The organism is Collinsella aerofaciens (assembly GCF_040910265.1).
GTDB classification, from domain to species: domain Bacteria; phylum Actinomycetota; class Coriobacteriia; order Coriobacteriales; family Coriobacteriaceae; genus Collinsella; species Collinsella aerofaciens_BK.
Genome location: NZ_JBDGAW010000020.1, coordinates 13,239 through 33,915, shown reverse-complemented (window position 1 = coordinate 33,915; position 20,677 = coordinate 13,239). Strand labels below are relative to the sequence as shown.

Genomic DNA, 20,677 nt, shown 5'->3' with positions numbered 1-20,677 from the left:
AGCCCCAAGATTCGCCAAAAGAGAGGGGCCTTGATGGCACAGAGCGCGAACATGGATGCATCGGAGCTTGCACGCGATATTGCGGCCGGCCTGGCATCGGCAACGACGGCAACGGAGCGCGCGGCACTGGTGCCCGCAGAGCTCGTCGAGGCCATTCAGCAACTAAAAACCCAACGTGACGCGGTGATCCTGGCTCACTATTACGTGGCGCCCGAGGTCCAGGCCGTTGCCGATTACGTCGGCGACAGCTTCTACCTGGCAAAGCTCGCCAAGAGCCTGCCGCAGCAGACCATCGTGTTGTGCGGTGTGGAGTTTATGGGCGAGAGCGCCAAGCTGCTCAATCCCACCAAGACCGTGCTGCTGCCCGAGCCGGGTGCGGACTGCCCCATGGCGCACATGGTCAAACGCGAGACAGTCGACGCGGCCCGCGCCGAGTACGGCGACGACCTGGCCGTGGTCTGCTACGTCAACTCGACGGTCGAGATTAAGAGCTGGAGTGACGTGTGCGTCACCAGCTCCAACGCCGTCAAGATCGTGTCCGAGCTGCCGCAGCAGCACATTCTGTTTATTCCCGACCAGAACCTGGGCCGTTTTGTGGCCGAGCAAGTGCCGCAAAAGCACGTCATCCTCAACAACGGCTACTGCCCGCGCCACCACATCATCACCGTCGAGCAGATCGTCGACGCGACGGAGGCCCATCCCGATGCGCTCGTGCTGGCGCATCCTGAGTGCAAGGCCGACGTCCTGGCCGAGGCCGACTACATCGGCTCCACTGCCGGCATCATCAAGTATGCCGAGGAGTCCGACGCGAGCGAGTTCATTATCGTGACGGTCCGCGGCGTGCTCTACGAGCTCGAGCGCCGCTGCCAGGGCACCGGCAAGAAGTTCTACTTCCCTGCGGTGCAGCCCACCTGCGTCAACATGGATCTCATCACGCTCGAAAAACTCGTGCACTGCCTGGAGACCGGCGAGGGCGAGGTGCAAATCGGCGTGTCGGACGAGGCCGCCGACCAGGCCAAACTCACGCTCGACCGCATGCTCGAGTACGCAGCGCGCTAGAACAATGTGACAAAGGGACAGCCCCTTTGTCACATTCAAGGGAGAGGATTCCTGTGGAAACCAAGCAATACCCCGATATGGAATGCGACGTCGTCATTGCTGGCTGCGGCGTGGCGGGCCTGTACGCGGCTCTCAATCTGCCGACGAGCACGCGCGTGGTCATGCTCTCCAAGGGCGCCGTCGACGAGTGCGATTCCATGCTCGCGCAGGGCGGTATCTGCGTGCTGCCCGAGGGCTCGGACTACGACGCCTTCTTTGAGGACACCATGCACGCCGGTCATTACGAAAACCGCCGCGAGAGCGTCGACATCATGATCCGCTCGAGCCGGTCGGTCATCAACGACCTGCTGGCCATGGGCGTGGACTTTGAGCGCAAGGCCGATGGCAGCCTCGACTTTACCCGCGAGGGCGCGCACAGCCGCCCGCGTATCGCCTTCCATGCCGATATTACGGGCAAGGAGATCACGACCAAGCTGCTTCAGGCCGTCCGCAAGCTGGACAACGTGCAGATTCTTGAGCACGTGGCGATGACCGATATCCTGACCGACGAGCGCGACGGCGCCACGGTATGCACCGGCATCGTTGCCGTGCCCGTGGACGAGGACGACTCGGTCCGCCCCGCCGATGAGCTCGCAAATGCCGCCGAGGGCGTGCATGCCGGTAAGCCGTTTGAGATTCACGCCCGCCATACGCTGTGGGCGACGGGTGGCATCGGTGGCGTGTACGACCACTCGACCAACTACCCACAGCTCACGGGCGACGCCTGCTACATCGCCCAGGAGCACGGCATTACGATGGAGCACCTGGACTACGTGCAGATCCATCCCACGGGTTTGTTCTCGCCGCAGCCGGGCCGCACCTTCCTGATCAGCGAGAGCTGCCGCGGCGAAGGCGCGATCCTGCTCAATGCCGCCGGCGAGCGCTTTACCGACGAGCTGCAGCCACGCGACGTGGTCGCCGCCGCCATCCGCGAGCAGATGAAGCAGGACGGCACCGAGCATGAGTGGCTGAGCTTTGCCCCCGTCGAGCGCGACGTGGTGACCGGGCACTTTGCCAACATCCGCGCACGCTGCCTGGAGGACGGCCGCGACATCTTGGACGAGCCCATCCCCGTTACGCCCACGCAGCACTACTTTATGGGTGGCGTGTGGGTTGACAAGGACGGCCGCACCTCGATGCCCGAGCTCTACGCCGCCGGCGAGACGGCTTGCAACGGCGTGCACGGCAAGAACCGCCTGGCTTCCAACAGCCTGCTCGAGTCCCTCGTCTGGGGCCGCCGCGCCGCGTGGCACATGCGTACCGGCGAGTCGCTGGCCGTGGAGCAGGCCGGCGAGCCCGCCCTCGACGGACGTCACCGCGCCCTGAGCGCCGATACCCTTGCAATCGATGATTTGGCCCGTGCCGCCGGCACGCAGGCCGTGGAGGAGTAGACCATGAATCCCATTACCATGAAGCTCGTCGTCGATGATCTGATTCTGCAGGCCCTGCGCGAGGACATCACCTTTGAGGACGTGAGCACGGCGAGCGTGTGCCCCACGGCGCGCCCCGCTACCGTTGAGCTCATCGCCAAGGCCGACGGCATCATCGCCGGCCTGGACGTATTCGCCCGCACCTTTGAGCTGCTGGATCCGCAGAGCTCCGTGCTGTTCGATGTCGCGGATGGCGACGAAGTGCATGCCGGCGACCATGTGGGCCAAGTGCGCGGCGACGCGCGCGTGCTGCTTTCGGGCGAGCGCGTTGCGCTCAACTACCTGCAGCGCATGAGCGGCATCGCCACCTATACGCACCAGATGGCCGCGGCGCTCGAGGGCACCAAGACCGTGCTCGTCGACACGCGCAAGACCACGCCGGGCATGCGTGTCTTCGAGAAGGCCGCAGTCGAGATCGGTGGCGGCAGCAATCACCGCTATAACCTGTCGACGGCTGTCATGCTCAAGGACAACCACATCGACGCCGCCGGTGGCGTGGCGCGCGCGATCGAGATGGCGCGTGCCCATGCGTCCTTTACCACGACGGTCGAGATCGAGTGCGAGAACCTGGATATGGTGCGCGAGGCCGTTGAGGCCGGTGCCGACATCATCATGCTCGACAACATGACGCACGACGATATGGCTGCCGCGATTGAGCTTATCGCCGGTCGCGCCAAGACCGAGTGCTCGGGCAACGTGGACGCCAACAATATCCGCGCGCTCGCCGACCTGGGCGTTGACTTTATCAGCTCGGGGGCGTTGACGCACTCTGCGCCGATTCTCGACCTCTCGCTCAAGCACCTGCGTCTGCTGGACGGTAAATAATGGATGCCCGCGAGCGTCGCCGTTCCATCATGGCCGTGCTCGAGGGAGCCAAAGATCCCGTCTCGGGCAGTGCGCTTGCCCGCGAGGTGGGTGTGAGCCGTCAGGTCGTCGTGCAGGACATCGCCCTGCTGCGTGCCGACGGGCACGATATCGTCGCCACCAATCGCGGCTATGTACTGCAGGAGGCGGCGAGCAGCCCGGCTGTGCCCACGCGTCTGGTCAAGGTGCGCCACAACGTGGAGCAGGCGGGCGATGAGCTCACGAGTATCGTCGACGCGGGCGGTGCCGTGCTTAACGTGATCGTCAACCACCGCGTGTACGGCAAGATCACGGCCGATCTGGATATCCGCAACCGCCGCGATATCGAGCGCTACCTGCACGACATCGCCAGCGGCAAGAGCTTTCCGCTGCTGACGGTAACCAGCGGCTATCACTTTCACCGCATTGCGGCAGAAGACGAGCAAACCCTCGACGAGATCGAGGCCATACTCAAGGAGAAGGGCTACCTTGCCGATTTAATGCCCTACGAGGATGATTTGTCCTAGCACACATGCAAAAGGAGGCCTCCGCGGCGATGCGGAGGCCTCCTTTTTGTGCACGGTGTACTTGTGAGTGTGCAAGTGGGGGAGTTGTTACTCCTCGACGATCTCGGTGATCGCACCGGCGGGGCAAGCGTCCTGGCAAGCGCCACAGGCGACGCAGGAATCCTCGTCAGCGACGGTAGCGACGTCCTGGAGCTCCAGAACGCCAGCGGGGCAGGAGTCGACGCAAACGCCACAAGCGATGCACTCGTCGGCATCAATTACGGGATGAGCCATGGTAGTTTCCTCTCTGTTGACCGACGCTACAGGCGATGCGCGTCGGTTTGATTCGGGCAAAAACATACCACGGGAGCGACCGTTTGCAATACCCTCTGACCGGCATCTTCATACCGTTCGCCGAGTATGCCGCGGCTTACTAAAAAACATGCAGGTGAGGCCGCTGAGCTGCGCAAATGTTAGCTATAGGTGACTTGAAATATAGGGCGATTGAGCGTGCTTGCGGAAAGGGCATCCCGTAATCCACGTCCAAAACGGGACACAGTTTCAGGCTCGCACCTCAGTCAACTCTACATAGATTTCAATAGATCTACCGAGAACTCAAACAGTGTATCTACCTGCGCATTTGAGAACCTAAACTCTCAGAGATAAGAAATCTTATATGAATTGACTTAGATTTTGTATATTCCGGCCCATAAGGGGATACACTACATCCTGAAAGACAAGCCGAAGCGCCGCGCGACAGACCATCGAGGCGGCGCGAACGCAAAAGAGAGAGGGAATTTCTAATGAGTAAGATTCTTGGTATCGACCTTGGTACTACTAACTCCGCTATGGCCGTCCTCGAGGGCGGTTCTCCGACCATTATCGTGAACGCCGAGGGCGACCGCACCACCCCGTCCGTTGTTGGCTTCCGTGCTGACGGCGACCGCGTCGTGGGTAAGGCCGCTAAGAACCAGGCTGTCACCAACCCCAAGAACACCGTGTTCTCCATCAAGCGCTTCATGGGCCGCAAGTACTCCGAGTGCACCTCCGAGATCAAGACCGTGCCGTACGAGGTCAAGGAGGGCCAGGGTGGCCGTGCCGTCGTCGATATCGAGGGCAAGGATTACACCGCCGAGCAGGTGAGCGCCATGACGCTCGCCAAGATGAAGGCCGACGCCGAGAAGTATCTGGGCGAGACCGTTACCGACGCCGTCATCACCGTCCCGGCCTACTTCAACGACGCCCAGCGTCAGGCCACCAAGGACGCCGGTAAGATCGCTGGCCTCAACGTCAAGCGTATCGTCAACGAGCCGACCGCTGCTGCTCTTGCCTATGGCCTGGACAAGCAGGGCACCGACCAGCGCATCCTGGTCTTCGACCTGGGCGGCGGCACCTTCGACGTCTCCATCCTCGACCTCGCCGACGGCGTGTTTGAGGTTCTGTCCACCTCGGGCGACAACCACCTGGGCGGCGACGACTGGGATCAGCGCGTCATCGACTGGATGGCCGATAAGTTCCAGCAGGAGAACGGCGTTGATCTGCGTCAGGACCCCATGGCCCTGCAGCGTCTGAAGGAGGCCGCCGAGAACGCTAAGAAGGAGCTCTCCGCGGCGCAGCAGTCCACCATTAACCTGCCGTTCATTACCATGAACCAGTCCGGCCCGCTGCACCTCAACTACACGCTGACCCGTGCCGAGTTCGAGAAGATCACCCGCGACCTGCTCGAGCGCTGCAAGCAGCCTGTCACCAACGCCCTGCGCGACGCTAAGCTCAAGCTCTCCGATCTGACCGAGGTCATCCTCGTCGGCGGTTCCACCCGTATGCCCGCTGTCCAGGATCTGGTCAAGACCATGACCGGCAAGCAGCCCAACATGTCCGTGAACCCCGACGAGGTCGTTGCCGACGGCGCTGCCGTCCAGGGCGGCGTGCTCACCGGTGACGTCGAGGGCATCCTGCTGCTCGACGTAACCCCGCTGTCGCTGGGCGTTGAGACCATGGGCGGCATCATGACCAAGATGATCGACCGCAACACCACGATCCCGACCTCCAAGACCGAGGTCTACTCCACCGCAGCCGACAACCAGACCAGCGTCGAGATCAACGTGCTCCAGGGCGAGCGCGAGCTTGCCCGCGACAACAAGTCGCTCGGTAAGTTCCAGCTGACCGGTATCCCGGCTGCCCGCCGCGGCGTGCCGCAGATCGAAGTCACCTTCGACATCGACGCCAACGGCATCGTCAAGGTCTCCGCTAAGGACAAGGGCACCGGCAAGGAGCAGCAGATCACCATTTCCGGTTCCACCGCTCTGTCCGACGACGAAGTCGATCGTATGGTCAAGGACGCCGAGGCTCATGCCGAGGAGGACAAGAAGCAGAAGGAAGAGGTCGAGGTCCGCAACCAGACCGACAGCCTGTGCTACTCCACCGAGCAGACCCTCAACGAGCTGGGCGACAAGGTTTCCGCCGACGTGAAGTCCAAGGCCGAGGCCGCTATCGCCGATGCCAAGAAGGCGCTCGAGGGCTCTGACGTCGAGGCCATCAAGGCCGCTGGCGAGTCCCTGCAGTCCGTGGCCTACGAGCTGGCTCAGGTTGTCTACGCCGACGCTCAGCAGCAGACCGACGGCGCCGCCGGTGCCCAGCCTGCCGACGATGACGTCGTCGACGCCGACTACGAGGTTGTGGACGACGAGGACAAGTAATCATGTCCGCCCGTAAAGCTCGCACGGAGGCGGCTGCCGCTGGCGCCGCCCCCGTTGACTCTGAGGAGAAGGACGTGAAGATTCCCGTAGAGGCCGTCGACGATACCGAGGCCAACGAGGCCGAGGCCGCCGAGGCTGCCGAGAACCAGGTAGAGGATTCCAACAAGGAGGCGACGATGACCGAGGACGAGATGGTGGAAGCTGCTATCCGCGCCGGTGAGGAAGCCGCCGACAACGACTTTAAGCTCAAGTTTGAGCAGGCCCAAAAGGAGCTCGCCGACGTGCGCAGCGAGCTCGATGCTGCGGCAGAGGCTCAGAAGGCCGCCGAGGACAAGGCAAAGGACGCCACCGAGCGCACCGCCCGTCTACAGGCCGACTGGGAGAACTTCCGTCGCCGCACCGCCAACGAGCGCATCGCCGAGCGCGAGCGCGCGACCGAGAAGCTCGTCACTGCGCTGCTGCCGGTGGTTGACGATATCGAGCGTGCAATCGACCATGCCCGTAGCCAGGAGCTTTCCGACGATTTTAAGCAGTTCGTCGATGGCGTTGACGCTGTGCATGCCAAGCTGCTCGATGTGTTTGCGCACGAGGGCGTTGAGCCCATCGACCCCAAGGGTGAGGCGTTCGATCCGCTCGAGCACCAGGCCGTGGGGCGTGTCGAGGACGCATCGCAGTACGACGAGACCGTCAACGACGTGTACCAGAAGGGCTACCGCATGGCGGACCGCATCCTGCGCTCCGCGATGGTGACGGTGACCTACGGTGGCGAGAAGCGCCCCGCACCGGAGCCCGAAGCGGCGCCCGAGGATGCCGCGGCCGATACGGCCGAGAGCACCGAGGAGTAATTGAGAAGGGCCCCGGGGCAACACCCGGGGCCCTTTCTGGCCTAGTGCCATATGAAAGCATGAGCCGTCGTCCGCAGGGACGGCGGACGTAACAGGAGAGGAGCTACGATGGCTGCAGGCAAAACCTTCTATGACATCCTGGGCGTATCCAAGAGCGCCTCCGACAAAGAGATCAAGAGCGCGTTCCGTAAGCTCGCGCAAAAATATCACCCCGATGCCGGCGGCGACGAGGCCAAGTTTAAGGAGATCAGCGAGGCCTACGAGACGCTTTCGGACGAGAAGAAGCGCAAAGAGTACGACCAGATGCTCATGTTTGGCGGTATGCCGGGCGCGGGCGGCGCGTATGGCGGCGGCTACGGTGCCGGTGCTGGCGCGAGCGGCTGGGGCGATATCTTCGACAGCATCTTTAGCGGCAACGGTGCCTGGGGCAGCGATTGGGGCTCGGGCTTTGCCGGGGCCGCGGGCGCTGCCGGTGCGGGCGCGGGCCGCAATCGCGCGCGCAAGGGCGGCGACCTGTCGCTGACTGTCGACGTAACGGCCGAGGACGCGTTCCGCGGCGTGACGCACAAGGTCACCTACCGCATTCCCTCGACGGGCGAGCAGCAGACCATCACGGTCTCGGTGCCTGCGGGTGCGGTCGACGGCGGCAAGCTGCGTTACAAGCGCCGTGGCGAGTACGGCGTTGCCGGAGGCGAGCGCGGCGACCTGGTCGTGACCACGCATGTGGAGGAGCATCCGCTGTTTAAGCGCAAGGGTGCCGATGTGACCATGGAGGTGCCGATCTCAGTCTACGAGGCGGCGCTCGGCTGCACGGTGGATGTGCCCACGCCCGGCGGCGCGACGGTTCGTCTGAAGGTGCCCGCTGGCACCCAGACGGGCAAGAAGTTCCGCTTTAAGGAGATGGGTGCGCCCGACGTTAAGCATCGCGGCCGCACGGGTGCGCTGCTCGTCGAGATCAAGGTGCAGGTTCCCACGAACCTGTCCGACGATGAGCGCGATGCCATGACCAAGCTGCGCGAGGCCGACACGCGCGACTATCGCGAGAAGGTCAATCGTTACAAGGCGACGTACTAGGGCGGTCGCGGCGCACGCCCGCGCCCGCGGGCTTATGATGGACGATAACGAGACGGAAAGGGGTCAGGTAGCATGGCCGAGGACAATAGGAACAAACCGCTGTACATGATCAGCGTGGCGGCCGAGCTGACCGGCATGCACCCGCAGACTCTGCGCGTCTATGAGTCCAAGGGCCTGGTGAATCCTCAGCGCTCGGGTGGTAACACACGCCTGTATTCGCGTGCCGATATCGAGCGTCTGGAACTCATCAACCAACTGACCGACGAGGGCATCAACCTCGCCGGCGTGGTGCGCATCCTCGATATGAAGGAGCGTGCTGAGGAGCGCGAGCGCGAGAACGAGAAGCTCCGCGCCCGCGTACGCCAGCTCGAGGAAGAGCTGCACGAGTACAAGATGCAGAAGAAGATCACCGCCCTGGCCCCGCGCGACGGCTCGGTCAACCCCGAGCAGGTCATGCGCAAGCTTTTGGGTGCCGGCGGGGATCTCTAGGTTCCGCCGTTCTAACGAACGGCGGACCGGTCGACGCTGCGCGCCGCCCAGAGCGACAATTTGTCATTCAAAAGGCAAGGCATGACCAGAAGGTCTATGCCTTGCCTTTTTCATGCCAACTTGTTCGCTCTGGACGTCGCTCGCTGTCCGTCCTCTACCTGCGGCGTTGCCTTGCTCGCTCTGGCGGGCTTTCGCTGTCCGCGCCAAAATATCGGCGTTGCCATGGCCCGGATGCGGCACTTGGGAACGTTCCTCACTTTGGAAATACGGCCCGCTCGCTGTCCGTCCTCTGCCTGCGGCGTCGCCTTGCTCCGGATGCGGTAGTCATTGGGGACGTTCTTAAATGACTAGTCGAAAGGGACGCTCTTGCACCAAATCTGCCTGCCCACATCGGGCTCGCCCTGTACTTTACTGAGATAAAGTGAACGTGTAGATTCGTAACCCACTCGCAACCGTTCTATGGCACGATATTGAACGAATGTATGCTATGCGCCCGAGCCTTTCGGGCAGAGTGGGAGACAGTATGGTCAAGCTGTACGAGGACGGCATCTACCTGCGCGGCGGCAGCGAGGTTGTGCCTGCGGCTGAGGCTGCCGAGCGCGGTATTACGCAGACGCCCGAGGATGCCAAGCGCGGCACCATCGCGTATTCGATCCTCCAGGCACACAACACGTCCGGCGACCCCGAGGCGCTCAAGATTCGTTTCGATGCCATGGCGAGCCACGATATCACCTTTGTCGGCATCATCCAGACGGCGCGCGCTTCGGGCATGGAGCAGTTCCCGCTGCCCTACGTGCTCACTAACTGCCACAACTCGCTGTGCGCCGTGGGCGGCACCATCAACGAGGACGACCACGTTTTTGGCCTCTCGGCTGCCAAGAAGTACGGCGGCATCTTCGTCCCGCCGCACATCGCCGTCATCCACTCCTTTATGCGTGAGAACTTCGCCGGTTGCGGCAAGATGATCCTGGGCTCCGACTCGCACACCCGCTATGGCGCCCTGGGCACCATGGCCGTGGGCGAGGGCGGCGGCGAGCTGGCAAAGCAGCTGCTGCGCGACACCTACGATGTCGCCTATCCCGGCGTCGTCGCCATCTACCTCACGGGCGCCCCGCGTCCTGGCGTCGGCCCGCACGACGTGGCGCTCGCCATCATTCGCGCTGTCTTTGCCAAGGGCTACGTCAAGAATAAGGTCATGGAGTTCGTGGGCCCCGGCATCGCGAGCATGACGACCGACTACCGCAACGGCGTCGATGTCATGACCACCGAGACCACCTGTCTGTCGAGCATCTGGGCCACCGACGAGGACACGCACGCGTTTTTGACCATGCACGGCCGCGACGACTACCGCGAGCTCAAGCCCGCCGATGTTGCCTACTACGACGGCTGCGTCGAGGTCGATCTGTCGAGTATCAAGCCCATGATCGCGCTGCCATTCCATCCTTCCAACGGCTTTGAGATCGACGAGCTCAACGAGAACCTCGAGGACATCCTGCACGAGGTAGAGCTCGAGGCTGCCAAGATCGGCGAGGGCAAGACGCACTTTAGCCTGCTCGACAAGATCGTCGACGGCAAGTTGCACGTGCAGCAGGGCGTTATCGCCGGCTGCTCGGGCGGCAACTACGACTCCGTGGTCCAGGCTGCCCGCGTGCTCAAGGGCGCCAACACCGGCTGCGGCGAGTTCTCGCTGTCGGTCTATCCCACGAGCCAGCCCGTGGCACTCGAGCTTACACGCCGCGGCTACATCTACGACCTCATGGAGGCCGGCGCGATCGTGCGCACGGCATTCTGCGGCCCGTGCTTCGGCGCCGGCGACACGCCCGCCAACAACGGCCTTTCGATCCGCCACACCACGCGCAACTTCCCCAACCGCGAGGGTTCCAAGCCGGGCAATGGCCAGCTGAGCGCCGTGGCCCTGATGGACGCCCGCTCCATTGCGGCGACGGCTGCCAACGGCGGTGTCCTGACGCCGGCGACCGATCTGCCCGAGGAGACTTGGGACGAGGCCTGCGAGTACACCTTTGACGACGCGCCGTACAAAAAGCGCGTGTACTGGGGCTTTGGCAAGGCGGAGCCTGCCGACGAGCTGGTCGAAGGCCCCAACATCAAGCCGTGGCCCGCGATGGAGCCCCTCGGCGACGACATCCTGCTCAAGGTGTGCTCCAAGATCATGGACCCGGTCACCACGACCGACGAGCTCATTCCTTCGGGCGAGACGAGCTCCTTCCGCTCCAACCCGCTGGGCCTGGCCGAGTTTACGCTGAGCCGCCGCGACCCGGCCTACGTGGGCCGTTCCAAGGAGGTCGACGTCGTGGAGAAGCGCCGCGTTGCCGGTGAAGCCGCGGGCGACCTGGCGGCGCTCGATGCCGAGCTTGCAAGCGTGTTTGAGGCACTGGCCGGCGCCGGTGTCGCGGCCGATGCCAAGGCGACCGAGTACGGCTCCATGCTCTACGCCAAGAAGCCCGGTGACGGTTCTGCCCGCGAGCAGGCCGCGAGCTGCCAGCGCGTAATTGGCGGCCTGGCCAACATCGTCCACGAGTACGCCACCAAGCGCTATCGCTCCAACGTGATGAACTGGGGCATGGTGCCCTTCCAGATGGAGGCCGAGCCTAACTTTGAGGTGGGCGACTACGTCTTTGTACCGGGCATCCGCGCCGCGCTCGATGGCGACCTCAAGAACATCGCTGCCTACGTGGTCCGTGCCGACGGCGCGGTTGAGCAGATTGAGCTCTACATCGCCGATATGACGGCCGAGGAGCGCGCCATCGTCAAGGCCGGCTGCCTGATCAACTACAACAAGTTCAAGGCCGCTGCCGAGTAACGCACATAATTGTCCGCCCGGGGCTTACCCTTTCCCGCCCGCTCACGCGCTTCGCGAGGGTCGCGTTCGGGAAAGGGTAAGCCCCGGGCTACATTTCTGCGTTCTCGTTGGGCCTTGAGGGACGCTAAAATCGAGGTTGCAACTCTCCTCTATGGGGGAGTGTGCCTTTGTTCATATGCTATCTAGAATTGACAGTATGAAGTTGGCGCTTTAAAGTGAGCTCAAAACACTCTCGTTTGTGGAGTTGAAGATGAAGCGTTGCACTTCTGTTTTGTTGCTGTTGGTGGCTTGCGTCGTCGCTGCTGCGGGCGTGGTCCTATTTGGCTCGCTTATCTTCTATGGGCCGAGTGGGGTTGAGCAGACGGTCGAGATGGCGTCCCTTGTTGCATCGATGCCCGGGCAAATGATTTCGGACGTTACAAAGCCCGATGAGATAACGCTCGATATCGAGGAAACGCCGGGCATTCTAAGCATAAGCAACTACCCCATGATTGAACTTGGCTCGTCTCGCTATACCAAGGACGAGAAGTTGTCCCGACAGGCACTGGACTTGCTAAACGGGCGTTCGTTCAAACGCTGGGACGGTTGGGATGCCTATGAGCGCCGACGTGGTTTTGTGAACGGTGGCTACTATACAACGCTGAAGTTGTATTCATCTGATGGCAAACTGATGCGCACCGTTAACTACAATCCGGAATACGCAAAAGCCGGAGGTGGGGACGGCGTCTATATTCAAGATGGCGGCGTGACCTACATTCTTGAAGGCGACCAGCAGCAGGTGATCGATTTTTTGGATCGTTGCGTGATGGACGCGTACGACCAGACCTGCCTGCCCGACCCGCAGACTGCACGCGATAGTGGGTCTGCCCGTACATGGCTGTTCGAAGACGAGATGCCCTGGACTGCCGAATCGGGAAGCACGAGTTCGGCGAAGGAGTAGAGACCGCGACCACCACAAAGGGGCCCTTTGTGGTGGTTCTCGGCCTGTCTCGATCTGCAACATCTGGGCCGCTAAAAGTGGGCTTGGTGTTACAGATTGAGATTTTCGATTCGGGCGTCTTCTGTTTATCTCGATCTGTAACAGGTAGACCCTTATTTGCCGAGTAGTTGTTACAGATTTAGATAAACGGGAGCTGCTGAACATTTCATCTCGATCTGTAACATCTGAGGTCAAAAACGGCCGCTAGATGTTACAGATTGAGATGGTAAGGGGAAGAGGCCGTAGCGGGTGAGCGCGCCTGCCCCCTATCTTTCAATCACTCAGAAAATCTTATATATAGAGACTTAGATTTGTGTATAAGATCGTACAAAGCTGGCAACAATACTTCTCGAACAACGTGAAGCCGCCCCGTAGGGCGGCCGCCCCAAGAGAGGTGATTCCATGAGAATCGATAAGCTAGCAATGACGTCGCGCGAGGCGCTGCAGACCGCCATGAGCACGGCTGCTGACGCGCAGGCCGGCGCGGTGGAGCCGATTCACCTGCTGTCCGCCCTGCTCGGTGCCGGCGAGCGCAATATCTCCGTGATCATCGAGCGCATCGGCGCTGACCCGGCCCAGCTCGCACGCTCCACACAAGATGCCATCGACCACGCGCCCAAGGTTTCGGGCGAGGGCCAGCAGATGGGTCTTTCCAATGAGCTCGTCCGCGTCATCGAGAAGGCCGAGAAGAAGGCCACCAAGATGGGCGACAGCTTTGTGGTGACCGAGCATCTGCTGATGGCGCTTGCCGAGGACAAGGGCGAGGCGGGCCGCGTGCTGCGCGACGCCGGCGTGACCAAGGAGCGCATCGAGCAGGTCTACGAGGAGCTGCGTGGCGATGACCGCGTGACATCTGCCGAGGACAAGACCCAGTTTGAGGCGCTGGAGCAGTACGGCCGCAACATCTGCGACCTTGCCCGCGCCGGCAAGCTCGACCCGGTCATCGGCCGTACCGATGAGATTCGCCGTACCATCCAGGTCCTGTCCCGCCGCACCAAGAACAACCCCGTGCTCATTGGCGAGCCGGGCGTCGGCAAGACGGCCATCGTCGAGGGCATCGCCCAGCGTATCGTGGCCGGCGACGTGCCGAGCACGCTGCGCGACCGTGACCTCATCGAGCTCGACATGAGCGCGCTGGTCGCCGGCGCCAAGTACCGCGGCGAGTTCGAGGACCGCTTGAAGGCCGTGCTCAAGGAGGTGCAGAAGTCCGAGGGCAAGGTCATCCTGTTCATCGATGAGCTCCATACCATCGTGGGCGCGGGTGCCACCGAGGGCTCTATGGACGCCGGCAACATCCTCAAGCCGGCGCTTGCCCGTGGCGACCTGCATGCGATCGGTGCGACCACACTCGACGAATACCGCAAGTACATCGAGAAGGACGCGGCGCTCGCGCGTCGTTTCCAGACCGTAATGGTCAGCGAGCCTACCGTCGAGGACACCATCTCGATCCTGCGTGGCCTCAAGGAGAAGTACGAGATCTTCCACGGCGTGCATATCACCGATAGCGCGCTCGTGGCAGCTGCCGACCTCTCCGATCGCTACATTGCCGACCGTTTCCTGCCCGATAAGGCCATCGACCTGGTCGATGAGGCGGCAAGCCGCCTGCGCATGGAGCTCGACAGCATGCCGGTCGAGATCGACGCCACCACGCGCCAGCTCACCCAGCTGCAGATCGAGGAACAGGCGCTCATGAAGGAGACCGATGACGCCTCCAAGGAGCGTCTGGAAGCCCTGCGCCAGGAGATCGCCGAGGTCCAGGAAAAGCTCAACGTGCAAAAGGCTGGCTGGCTCAACCAAAAGAACGCCATCGACCACGTGCAGGAGCTTAAGGGCCAGCTTGACGAGGCCAAGAGCGAAGAGGAGCGCGCGACGCGCAACGGCGACCTGGCCCGTGCGTCCGAGCTGCGCTTCTCCGTGATTCCGGGCCTGCAGCAGCAGATTCAGGAGTCCGAGGCTGCGCTCGAGGCGCAAAAGGAGCAGAATGGCGAAGGCCTGAACGAACAGGTGACCTCCGATGAGATCGCCGAGGTCGTGAGCGCCTGGACCGGTGTGCCCGTCTCCAAGATGATGCAGGGCGAACTCGACAAGCTCAAGGGCCTGGAGGGCGAGCTGCATAAGCGCGTCATCGGTCAGGACGAGGCCGTCTCCGCCGTCGCCGCGGCTGTGCGTCGCAGCCGTGCGGGCCTCTCCGATCCGGACAAGCCCATCGGCAGCTTCTTCTTCCTGGGCCCCACTGGCGTGGGCAAGACCGAGCTCGCCAAGGCGCTTGCCGAGTGCTTGTTCGACGACGAGCGCGCGCTCGTGCGTATCGACATGTCCGAGTACATGGAGAAGTTCAGCGTCCAGCGTCTGATCGGTGCGCCCCCGGGATACGTGGGCTACGACGAGGGTGGCCAGCTCACCGAGGCCGTGCGCCGTCGTCCCTACTCCGTAATCTTGCTCGACGAGATGGAGAAGGCTCATCCGGATGTCTTCAACGTGCTGCTGCAGGTGCTCGACGACGGCCGTCTGACCGATGGCCAGGGTCGCCAGGTGTCCTTCAAGAACACGATTATCATCATGACGAGCAACGTGGGCTCCAAGGCCATCGCCGATCTGTCCGGTAAGGACGAGGAGGAGATGCGCCATCAGGTCGACGCCGCCATGGCTCAGACCTTCCGCCCCGAGTTCCTCAACCGTATCGACGATATCGTGGTGTTCCATCCGCTTGGCATGGCGCAGATCGAGAAGATCGTCGACATCCAGCTTGCCGACGTTCGCGCACGCCTGGCCAAGGAGCGCATGACGCTTGCCATCACCCCGGCGGCCAAGCAGATGCTCGCCGTGGGCGGCCTGGACCCCGTGTTCGGTGCCCGTCCGCTCAAGCGCCTGGTCCAGCGCGAGGTCGTGGACGCCATCGCCGCCGCCATCATCGACGGCACGGTGCGCGGGGGCGATCAGGTGACGGTCGATGCCGACAAGGACGGCGGCTTTACCGTCGTGTGCGACAACACGCCGGCGGCCACCTACGAGGTCCCCGACGCCGAGTAGATTTATGGGACATGCCTTAAAATCTGCCAGCCGTCTCTAAACGCCAAGGGCGGCGGATCCAATTGGGTCCGCCGCCCTTTTTCGTGCGACAATCGATGGTGTTGAACGTGAGTACATGGCAAGGAGCTATGCAGATGAAAGACGAGATCAAGACAAGCGCGCCGGCGACCGATGCCGCACCCGCCGCACCCAAGCCTGCGCCTAAGCCGGTGCCCAAGCCGCGCGACCCCTACATCCGTGCCGAGAACGAGGACGACGACGGCTACGATCCCTACAGCGATCGCCGCCCCGAGCGCGAGCCGATGTTCGAAGCCGATCCGTGGCGCTGAGTGTCACCCAAAAGGCCACCACTAAGTTGCGGTGAAATAGGGACTGTTTGCGGTTTGACCAGCAAAAACAGTCCCTATTTCACCGCAACTGCGTTAGGGATTTTTCTACAGGGGGAGGGTAGTCAAAAAAGCCCCGTCCCAAATTGACTGCTCGGGGAGTCGCATTCGAGCTCGGTTGTCCTCTTGGCCACTCGACATCCTTCGGAGCAATAACGGTGATAAAACTTGCTTAAGTGTTAATCAAGCCACACACAATCTTGCTCTCTAATTAATCAAGAATCGCTATAATTTTGATTAGCTAGAGAGCAAGATTGGAGAATCATGGCATTCAACGACTTGATCGCCCAGAAAATAAAGGACTTTGAACAGCAGGGGGTTCCGCAGGTCTTTGAGCGAGACCTTGATCTAGGAAACCCACAGGAGCCAAAGCGCGACAACATCGTAAATGTGATTGTGGGGGCCCGCCGTTGTGGAAAGACGTATCGCCTGTATCAGGAGATGCGGCGGCTTCAGAGCCGGGGCGTCGAGCTTGACCGGATGCTTTACTTCAATTTTGAGGATGAGCGCTTGCGCCCGTATGAGCCATCGCTGCTGGCGGACGTGCTCGACACGTTCTATGCGCTGTATCCTGTTGCTCGAACCGAGGGCGCTTACATTTTCTTTGACGAGATCCAGGAAATTCCCGAATGGGGTGCGTTTCTGCGGCGTGTAGTCGATACGGAGAAAGCGACCGTCTATGTGACGGGATCTTCTTCCAAGATGCTGTCCTCAGAGCTTAAGAGCGAGTTCAGGGGTCGTTCTCTTATACGGGAGCTTTTTCCGTTGAGTTTTTCGGAATACGTTCGATATAAGACGGGGAACGTTTTCGAGCCAGATGCGACCTTTTCCCCAAGCGATGCAGCGCTGCTTCGACATCATCTGATCGGATATCTTGAACGAGGGGGATTCATCGCGACGCTTGAGCAGACGCCCGCAGACGCGATTCAGCTGCTACAGGAATATGCTTCGCGAACGGTCGCTATGGACGTCGTTGAACGTTACGACGTCAAGAACCCTCGCCTGGCATCTCTGTTCCTGACGCGGTGTATGGCATCTTCGGGACGAGAGCTGTCGGTGAACAAAGTGTACAACGAGTTCAAGAGCAGGCAGATACCCGTCAGTCGTAATTCGCTCAGCGACTTACTTGAGTATTATGAGGATGCCTACCTGCTGTTCTCCGTGCCGGAGTTCACGCGTTCACTGGCAAATAACATGCGGTCTGCGTCTAAGGTCTACGCTGTCGATCCTGCGATGTTTGGAGCATTCTCTCCCGCATCGGCATTGGACCAGGGCCAGAGGCTCGAGACCGCAGTGTTCAACGCGCTAAGAAGAAGGACTCCCGCGGTGAGGGTCGGATCGGTCTGCCGCTTGCTGATCAAAGAGAAGAGCAAAAACCATGAGGTGGACTTTGTGGCTGGGGACGCACTTCTCATGCGGGCTTATAGCCTGATTCAGGTGAGTGTGGATATGGCAAGTGAGAAAACGCGCGAGCGCGAAATTGCCGCGCTTGATGCCTCGATGGCCCAGTTCGATCTTGGCGAGTCGGCAATCGTTACCATGGATGAGCAGGCCGATATTCCATGCGAGCACGGTGTGGTACACGTTGTTCCCGCATGGAAGTGGCTCCTTGCCTAACCATCTACGGATCTGTGGGGCCAGGACCTCCTGGCCCCTTCATCACGGTTGGGGAGCACCATGATGCGCCCGGCTAGTCCTGGGCCTTGATGCTTGGCATCAGAATCTGGGCGAGGTAGTCGGTCTCGAGTTTGGTCGCGGCGTCGGCTTTGCCGTCTTTGCCGACCAGTACGTTCTTGATCTGGCTATAGGTGTAGCGGTTGCCGGTCGTAAGCTCGACAAGCTCAATGGCCGTGTCCATGGGGTAGGTTGACACGGGGTTCTGCGTGCGTCCGTTGATGGTCTGGGGCACCACGTACGGATAGACGGGGCCGCTGGCGTAGACGGTATAACCGTTGCCTAGATTGGCCGCGCCCAAAACCGTATCGCCTGCATCGGGCGTAAAGCTCTCGCCCTCGCGCACCGTGACGAGCGTCACAATCGGCGTATCGCTGTCGCCGGCAAGATAGATGCATAGCGTGCTGCCATTTTGCCAAGTCTCGACCTTGCCGTACCACTCGACGGGGATATCGAGCTGGTAGAGGTCGGTTGCCTTGTGACGGGCGTCGGCATCATGGGCCGCCTGTGCCTTTTGCGCGCTCACGGCATTGACGGCGGCGTCGCGCCGCGCGGTTGCCGCCTGCTGGAGCACCTTGGCGGTGGCGGCAGAGCTCGCGCCGCCTTCCTCGGCATACTCGGCCGCGGCATCGATCTGGTCGTCAGTTACCGTGTCGGCCGAAGGCACCTTGAGCTTAAAGGTGGCCTGGGCACTCAAATCCTGCCCATCGCTCTTAACGGTGACCTGCGCCTTGGTGGTCGGGACAGTGTAGATGGTGCCGTCGGCCGCGATGGGGGATCCAGCAATGGAGAGCGTGTAGTCACCGGGTAGCAGTTTGATGCCACGGCCGTGCTCGTCAACATAGAGTGTTTCGCTCACGGAAGAACCGTCGGAATCCTGCCCGCTCACCTGCACGGGAATCTTGGAGCCGGCGGAACAGTCGAGCCCCGCGGCGTGTACGCCAATCTGCACCGACATCATCGTGTGGGCATTGGCGGCGGTGATGGCAGCCTGCTCTTGCCGGTATCCGTTCCAGGCTGCGTAGCCTGCGCCGCCGGCGACGAGCGCGACGGCCACAGCGCCGGCAACCATCAGGTTGCGGCGCTTGGGCGACATCTTGCGATGACGAACCTCGGCTTCGTGTGCCGAAGGAACGGACGGTAGTGGAATATTGCCCATGGCGATGGTCTCGTCCACGGCAGGCGCGGAGCCCAGGCCGGGAAGCTCGCGGGTCAGCGAATCTTCGGCCGGAAAGCTGTCGAGCAAGATGGTTTCATCGCTCGTGTCGGATTCGGGCTGGTCGTCGGCCTCGCTATCGTCCTCTTCGGCTTCGGCTTCGGCTTCGTCAGGAGCGTCTTTGGCGTCGCTGTTTTCGTCCTCGGTGCCTTCGTGTGCTTCGTCCTGCGCGTCGACGGCCGAATCGCTAAACGAGAGCTCGTCTAGTGTGATCTGGTCTAGGCTCTCCAGGGCCTCGGCGCACGCTTCTGCATCTTGGGCCGCATCCTCTTGGCTCATCGTCTCATCTTTCATATATCCCCCAAGCTCAATATCGGGACAACACTGTACCCAAAAATGAAGCCATATAAAGCGCATGCGAAATATAAGATCCGATTTAACCCGAGCGCATCGTTAAGTCGCATCCTCGCGGCAACAAAAAGTCCCCGGAACGCGAACGAATCACATTCCGGGGGCTCTGCAATGCGTTGAGTTGCGCGGAGCCGGCTATGCGGCTTTGTACCCAAGCGATGTTTGCGTCAGGCGCGTTACTCAGCGTGCGCGTAATCAACCTTGGCGCGGCGGGCGGTGGCCTTCTCCCAATCGCTGGTGCCCTCAAAGACATCCTGCTTGTAGGGATTGCGGCCGAGCTTCTTGGCGCGGTAGGCGATGTAGATGATCGCGGCGACGTTGGCGATCAGTGCGGCGATCGAGACCGCGGTGGCGGCGCCAGCGTCGAGCGTGGAGTGGGTCACAAAGATGGACTCCTCCTGGAAGTACGGGAACACCTGGGCAAACATGCACCAAATGGCCAGCGTAAAGGCGCGGTTCTGGATCCAGCCGCCCTTGTTCCAGATAAAGGCCGCCACGGTGGGGGCCAGCAGCAGCGCAAAGCCGCAGAACCAGGAGTGGGTGGGCAGGCAGTTGTAGGTGTAGCAGAAGTTCCAGATATCGTAGGCGATGATGTAGACCCAGGTCATGTCGGGCCACAGCATGTCGGTCTTGTCCTCGGAGGCGTAGACGCTCCACCAGCCGGTCATGCAGAAGATGTTGATGATACCGGCGATGCCGTTGAACACGTTGTTCCAGCCGGCGAGCTGCGTGGCGCCCTCGGAGGTGACCCAGGTGGACTCGCCCAGGACAAAGAAGTGATAGGCGCTCTCAAAGTCGGACACGACGGCGATCATGATGTTGATGGCAACGATCACGAACGGCCATGCGCGGAACCAGTGCGCCTTGCCGATCTTGCCCCACTGGTACTTAATGGCGATGAAGCCCCAGCAGCCGGCCAGTGCCGCGTATACCTTGGCGTAGTGGAACCAGCTGTTTTGGTACACGTGGGTGGGGTTGGTGAGCGCCCACTCGGCGCCCTGCGAAACGCCGACGGCGATGGCGACGCAGTAGATGGTCATGGCAAGCGGAGCCACGCCAAAGATGATGGCCGCGCCGAGCTTGGTGCGGCGGCCGACCTCGTTGAGCACGATCAGGCCGATAAAGACCATGGCCCAGCCGGCCCAGTGGATAAGGGTATCGCTACCCCAAACATCGAACAGCATGCTGCTCTCCTTTCACAAGCCCGCGGCCCCTCTTCCGATCGCGGGCAGTTTGGCC

The 20,677-nt window shown here is 61.7% G+C and carries 16 protein-coding genes; 13 read left to right on the top strand and 3 right to left on the bottom strand.

Features of this window, described 5'->3' with window-relative positions; all coding sequences use genetic code 11:
- The first annotated feature begins 33 nt into the window (after positions 1-33).
- The 4 genes from nadA to AB5Z14_RS08180 all read left to right on the top strand — a co-directional run bounded on the left by nadA (position 34) and on the right by AB5Z14_RS08180 (position 3,898).
- On the top strand, positions 34-1,059 hold the full coding sequence (gene nadA, locus AB5Z14_RS08195) for a quinolinate synthase NadA (protein ID WP_117778740.1): 1,026 nt from the start codon (positions 34-36) through the stop codon (positions 1,057-1,059).
- Positions 1,060-1,136: 77 nt separating this feature from the next.
- Entirely contained in the window at positions 1,137-2,489 is a 1,353-nt protein-coding gene (locus AB5Z14_RS08190) for an L-aspartate oxidase (RefSeq protein ID WP_438265666.1), read from the top strand.
- 3 nt (positions 2,490-2,492) lie between these two features.
- Positions 2,493-3,353 (top strand): carboxylating nicotinate-nucleotide diphosphorylase, encoded by an 861-nt coding sequence (nadC, locus tag AB5Z14_RS08185; RefSeq protein WP_368131016.1) that lies wholly within the window; start codon positions 2,493-2,495, stop codon positions 3,351-3,353.
- A complete protein-coding gene (locus tag AB5Z14_RS08180; protein ID WP_368131015.1) occupies positions 3,353-3,898 on the top strand; it encodes a transcription repressor NadR in 546 nt (181 codons plus the stop codon). The genes nadC and AB5Z14_RS08180 overlap by 1 nt, the downstream gene beginning before the upstream one ends.
- Before the next feature lie 87 nt (positions 3,899-3,985).
- Here the strand turns inward: AB5Z14_RS08180 and AB5Z14_RS08175 are convergent, their stop codons facing one another.
- Positions 3,986-4,237, bottom strand: a complete 252-nt coding sequence (locus AB5Z14_RS08175) for a ferredoxin family protein (RefSeq protein WP_158564522.1) — start codon at positions 4,235-4,237, stop codon at positions 3,986-3,988.
- Positions 4,238-4,680: 443 nt separating this feature from the next.
- Between AB5Z14_RS08175 and dnaK the strand changes: the two genes are divergently transcribed.
- The 9 genes from dnaK (at position 4,681) to AB5Z14_RS08130 (ending at position 17,814) form a co-directional block, all read left to right on the top strand.
- Complete coding sequence (gene dnaK / locus AB5Z14_RS08170; RefSeq protein WP_117564548.1) at positions 4,681-6,573, top strand: molecular chaperone DnaK; 1,893 nt, start codon at positions 4,681-4,683, stop codon at positions 6,571-6,573.
- 2 nt (positions 6,574-6,575) lie between these two features.
- Positions 6,576-7,418: a nucleotide exchange factor GrpE gene (locus tag AB5Z14_RS08165; protein WP_089573641.1), complete on the top strand. Its 843-nt coding sequence runs from the start codon at positions 6,576-6,578 to the stop codon at positions 7,416-7,418.
- A 108-nt stretch (positions 7,419-7,526) separates the two neighbouring features.
- Positions 7,527-8,492 carry a DnaJ C-terminal domain-containing protein gene (locus tag AB5Z14_RS08160; RefSeq protein WP_368131014.1) on the top strand — a complete coding sequence of 322 codons (966 nt, stop codon included), beginning with the start codon at positions 7,527-7,529 and terminating at the stop codon, positions 8,490-8,492.
- Positions 8,493-8,564: 72 nt separating this feature from the next.
- Positions 8,565-8,981: a heat shock protein transcriptional repressor HspR gene (locus AB5Z14_RS08155; protein WP_195535675.1), complete on the top strand. Its 417-nt coding sequence runs from the start codon at positions 8,565-8,567 to the stop codon at positions 8,979-8,981.
- 523 nt (positions 8,982-9,504) lie between these two features.
- The gene (locus AB5Z14_RS08150; RefSeq protein WP_368131013.1) at positions 9,505-11,802 is read left to right on the top strand and encodes a hydratase; all 2,298 of its coding nucleotides are present in this window, start codon (positions 9,505-9,507) and stop codon (positions 11,800-11,802) included.
- Between the two features lie 250 nt (positions 11,803-12,052).
- Entirely contained in the window at positions 12,053-12,742 is a 690-nt protein-coding gene (locus AB5Z14_RS08145; RefSeq protein WP_368131012.1) for a hypothetical protein, read from the top strand.
- A 441-nt stretch (positions 12,743-13,183) separates the two neighbouring features.
- Positions 13,184-15,811 carry an ATP-dependent chaperone ClpB gene (gene clpB / locus AB5Z14_RS08140; protein WP_368131011.1) on the top strand — a complete coding sequence of 876 codons (2,628 nt, stop codon included), beginning with the start codon at positions 13,184-13,186 and terminating at the stop codon, positions 15,809-15,811.
- A gap of 134 nt (positions 15,812-15,945) precedes the next feature.
- A complete protein-coding gene (locus tag AB5Z14_RS08135; RefSeq protein ID WP_368131010.1) occupies positions 15,946-16,140 on the top strand; it encodes a hypothetical protein in 195 nt (64 codons plus the stop codon).
- Positions 16,141-16,461: 321 nt separating this feature from the next.
- Positions 16,462-17,814 (top strand): ATP-binding protein, encoded by a 1,353-nt coding sequence (locus AB5Z14_RS08130; protein WP_368131009.1) that lies wholly within the window; start codon positions 16,462-16,464, stop codon positions 17,812-17,814.
- 73 nt (positions 17,815-17,887) lie between these two features.
- Here AB5Z14_RS08130 and AB5Z14_RS08125 read toward each other — a convergent pair whose 3' ends face one another.
- Together AB5Z14_RS08125 and AB5Z14_RS08120 are read right to left on the bottom strand one after the other, a co-directional pair.
- Positions 17,888-19,381 (bottom strand): hypothetical protein, encoded by a 1,494-nt coding sequence (locus AB5Z14_RS08125; protein WP_368131008.1) that lies wholly within the window; start codon positions 19,379-19,381, stop codon positions 17,888-17,890.
- 233 nt (positions 19,382-19,614) lie between these two features.
- Entirely contained in the window at positions 19,615-20,622 is a 1,008-nt protein-coding gene (locus tag AB5Z14_RS08120) for a DUF5692 family protein (RefSeq protein ID WP_368131007.1), read from the bottom strand.
- Between the last annotated feature and the right edge of the window lie 55 nt (positions 20,623-20,677).

Excerpts from the sequence above, each read along its gene's own strand:
- nadA (WP_117778740.1), top strand. The coding sequence starts at position 34 with ATGGCACAGAGCGCGAACATGGATGCATCGGAGCTTGCACGCGATATT.
- AB5Z14_RS08190 (WP_438265666.1), top strand. The coding sequence starts at position 1,137 with ATGGAATGCGACGTCGTCATTGCTGGCTGCGGCGTGGCGGGCCTGTAC.
- nadC (WP_368131016.1), top strand. The coding sequence starts at position 2,493 with ATGAATCCCATTACCATGAAGCTCGTCGTCGATGATCTGATTCTGCAG.
- AB5Z14_RS08180 (WP_368131015.1), top strand. The coding sequence starts at position 3,353 with ATGGATGCCCGCGAGCGTCGCCGTTCCATCATGGCCGTGCTCGAGGGA.
- AB5Z14_RS08175 (WP_158564522.1), bottom strand. The coding sequence starts at position 4,237 with ATGTTTTTGCCCGAATCAAACCGACGCGCATCGCCTGTAGCGTCGGTC.
- dnaK (WP_117564548.1), top strand. The coding sequence starts at position 4,681 with ATGAGTAAGATTCTTGGTATCGACCTTGGTACTACTAACTCCGCTATG.
- AB5Z14_RS08165 (WP_089573641.1), top strand. The coding sequence starts at position 6,576 with ATGTCCGCCCGTAAAGCTCGCACGGAGGCGGCTGCCGCTGGCGCCGCC.
- AB5Z14_RS08160 (WP_368131014.1), top strand. The coding sequence starts at position 7,527 with ATGGCTGCAGGCAAAACCTTCTATGACATCCTGGGCGTATCCAAGAGC.
- AB5Z14_RS08155 (WP_195535675.1), top strand. The coding sequence starts at position 8,565 with ATGGCCGAGGACAATAGGAACAAACCGCTGTACATGATCAGCGTGGCG.
- AB5Z14_RS08150 (WP_368131013.1), top strand. The coding sequence starts at position 9,505 with ATGGTCAAGCTGTACGAGGACGGCATCTACCTGCGCGGCGGCAGCGAG.
- AB5Z14_RS08145 (WP_368131012.1), top strand. The coding sequence starts at position 12,053 with ATGAAGCGTTGCACTTCTGTTTTGTTGCTGTTGGTGGCTTGCGTCGTC.
- clpB (WP_368131011.1), top strand. The coding sequence starts at position 13,184 with ATGAGAATCGATAAGCTAGCAATGACGTCGCGCGAGGCGCTGCAGACC.
- AB5Z14_RS08135 (WP_368131010.1), top strand. The coding sequence starts at position 15,946 with ATGAAAGACGAGATCAAGACAAGCGCGCCGGCGACCGATGCCGCACCC.
- AB5Z14_RS08130 (WP_368131009.1), top strand. The coding sequence starts at position 16,462 with ATGGCATTCAACGACTTGATCGCCCAGAAAATAAAGGACTTTGAACAG.
- AB5Z14_RS08125 (WP_368131008.1), bottom strand. The coding sequence starts at position 19,381 with ATGAAAGATGAGACGATGAGCCAAGAGGATGCGGCCCAAGATGCAGAA.
- AB5Z14_RS08120 (WP_368131007.1), bottom strand. The coding sequence starts at position 20,622 with ATGCTGTTCGATGTTTGGGGTAGCGATACCCTTATCCACTGGGCCGGC.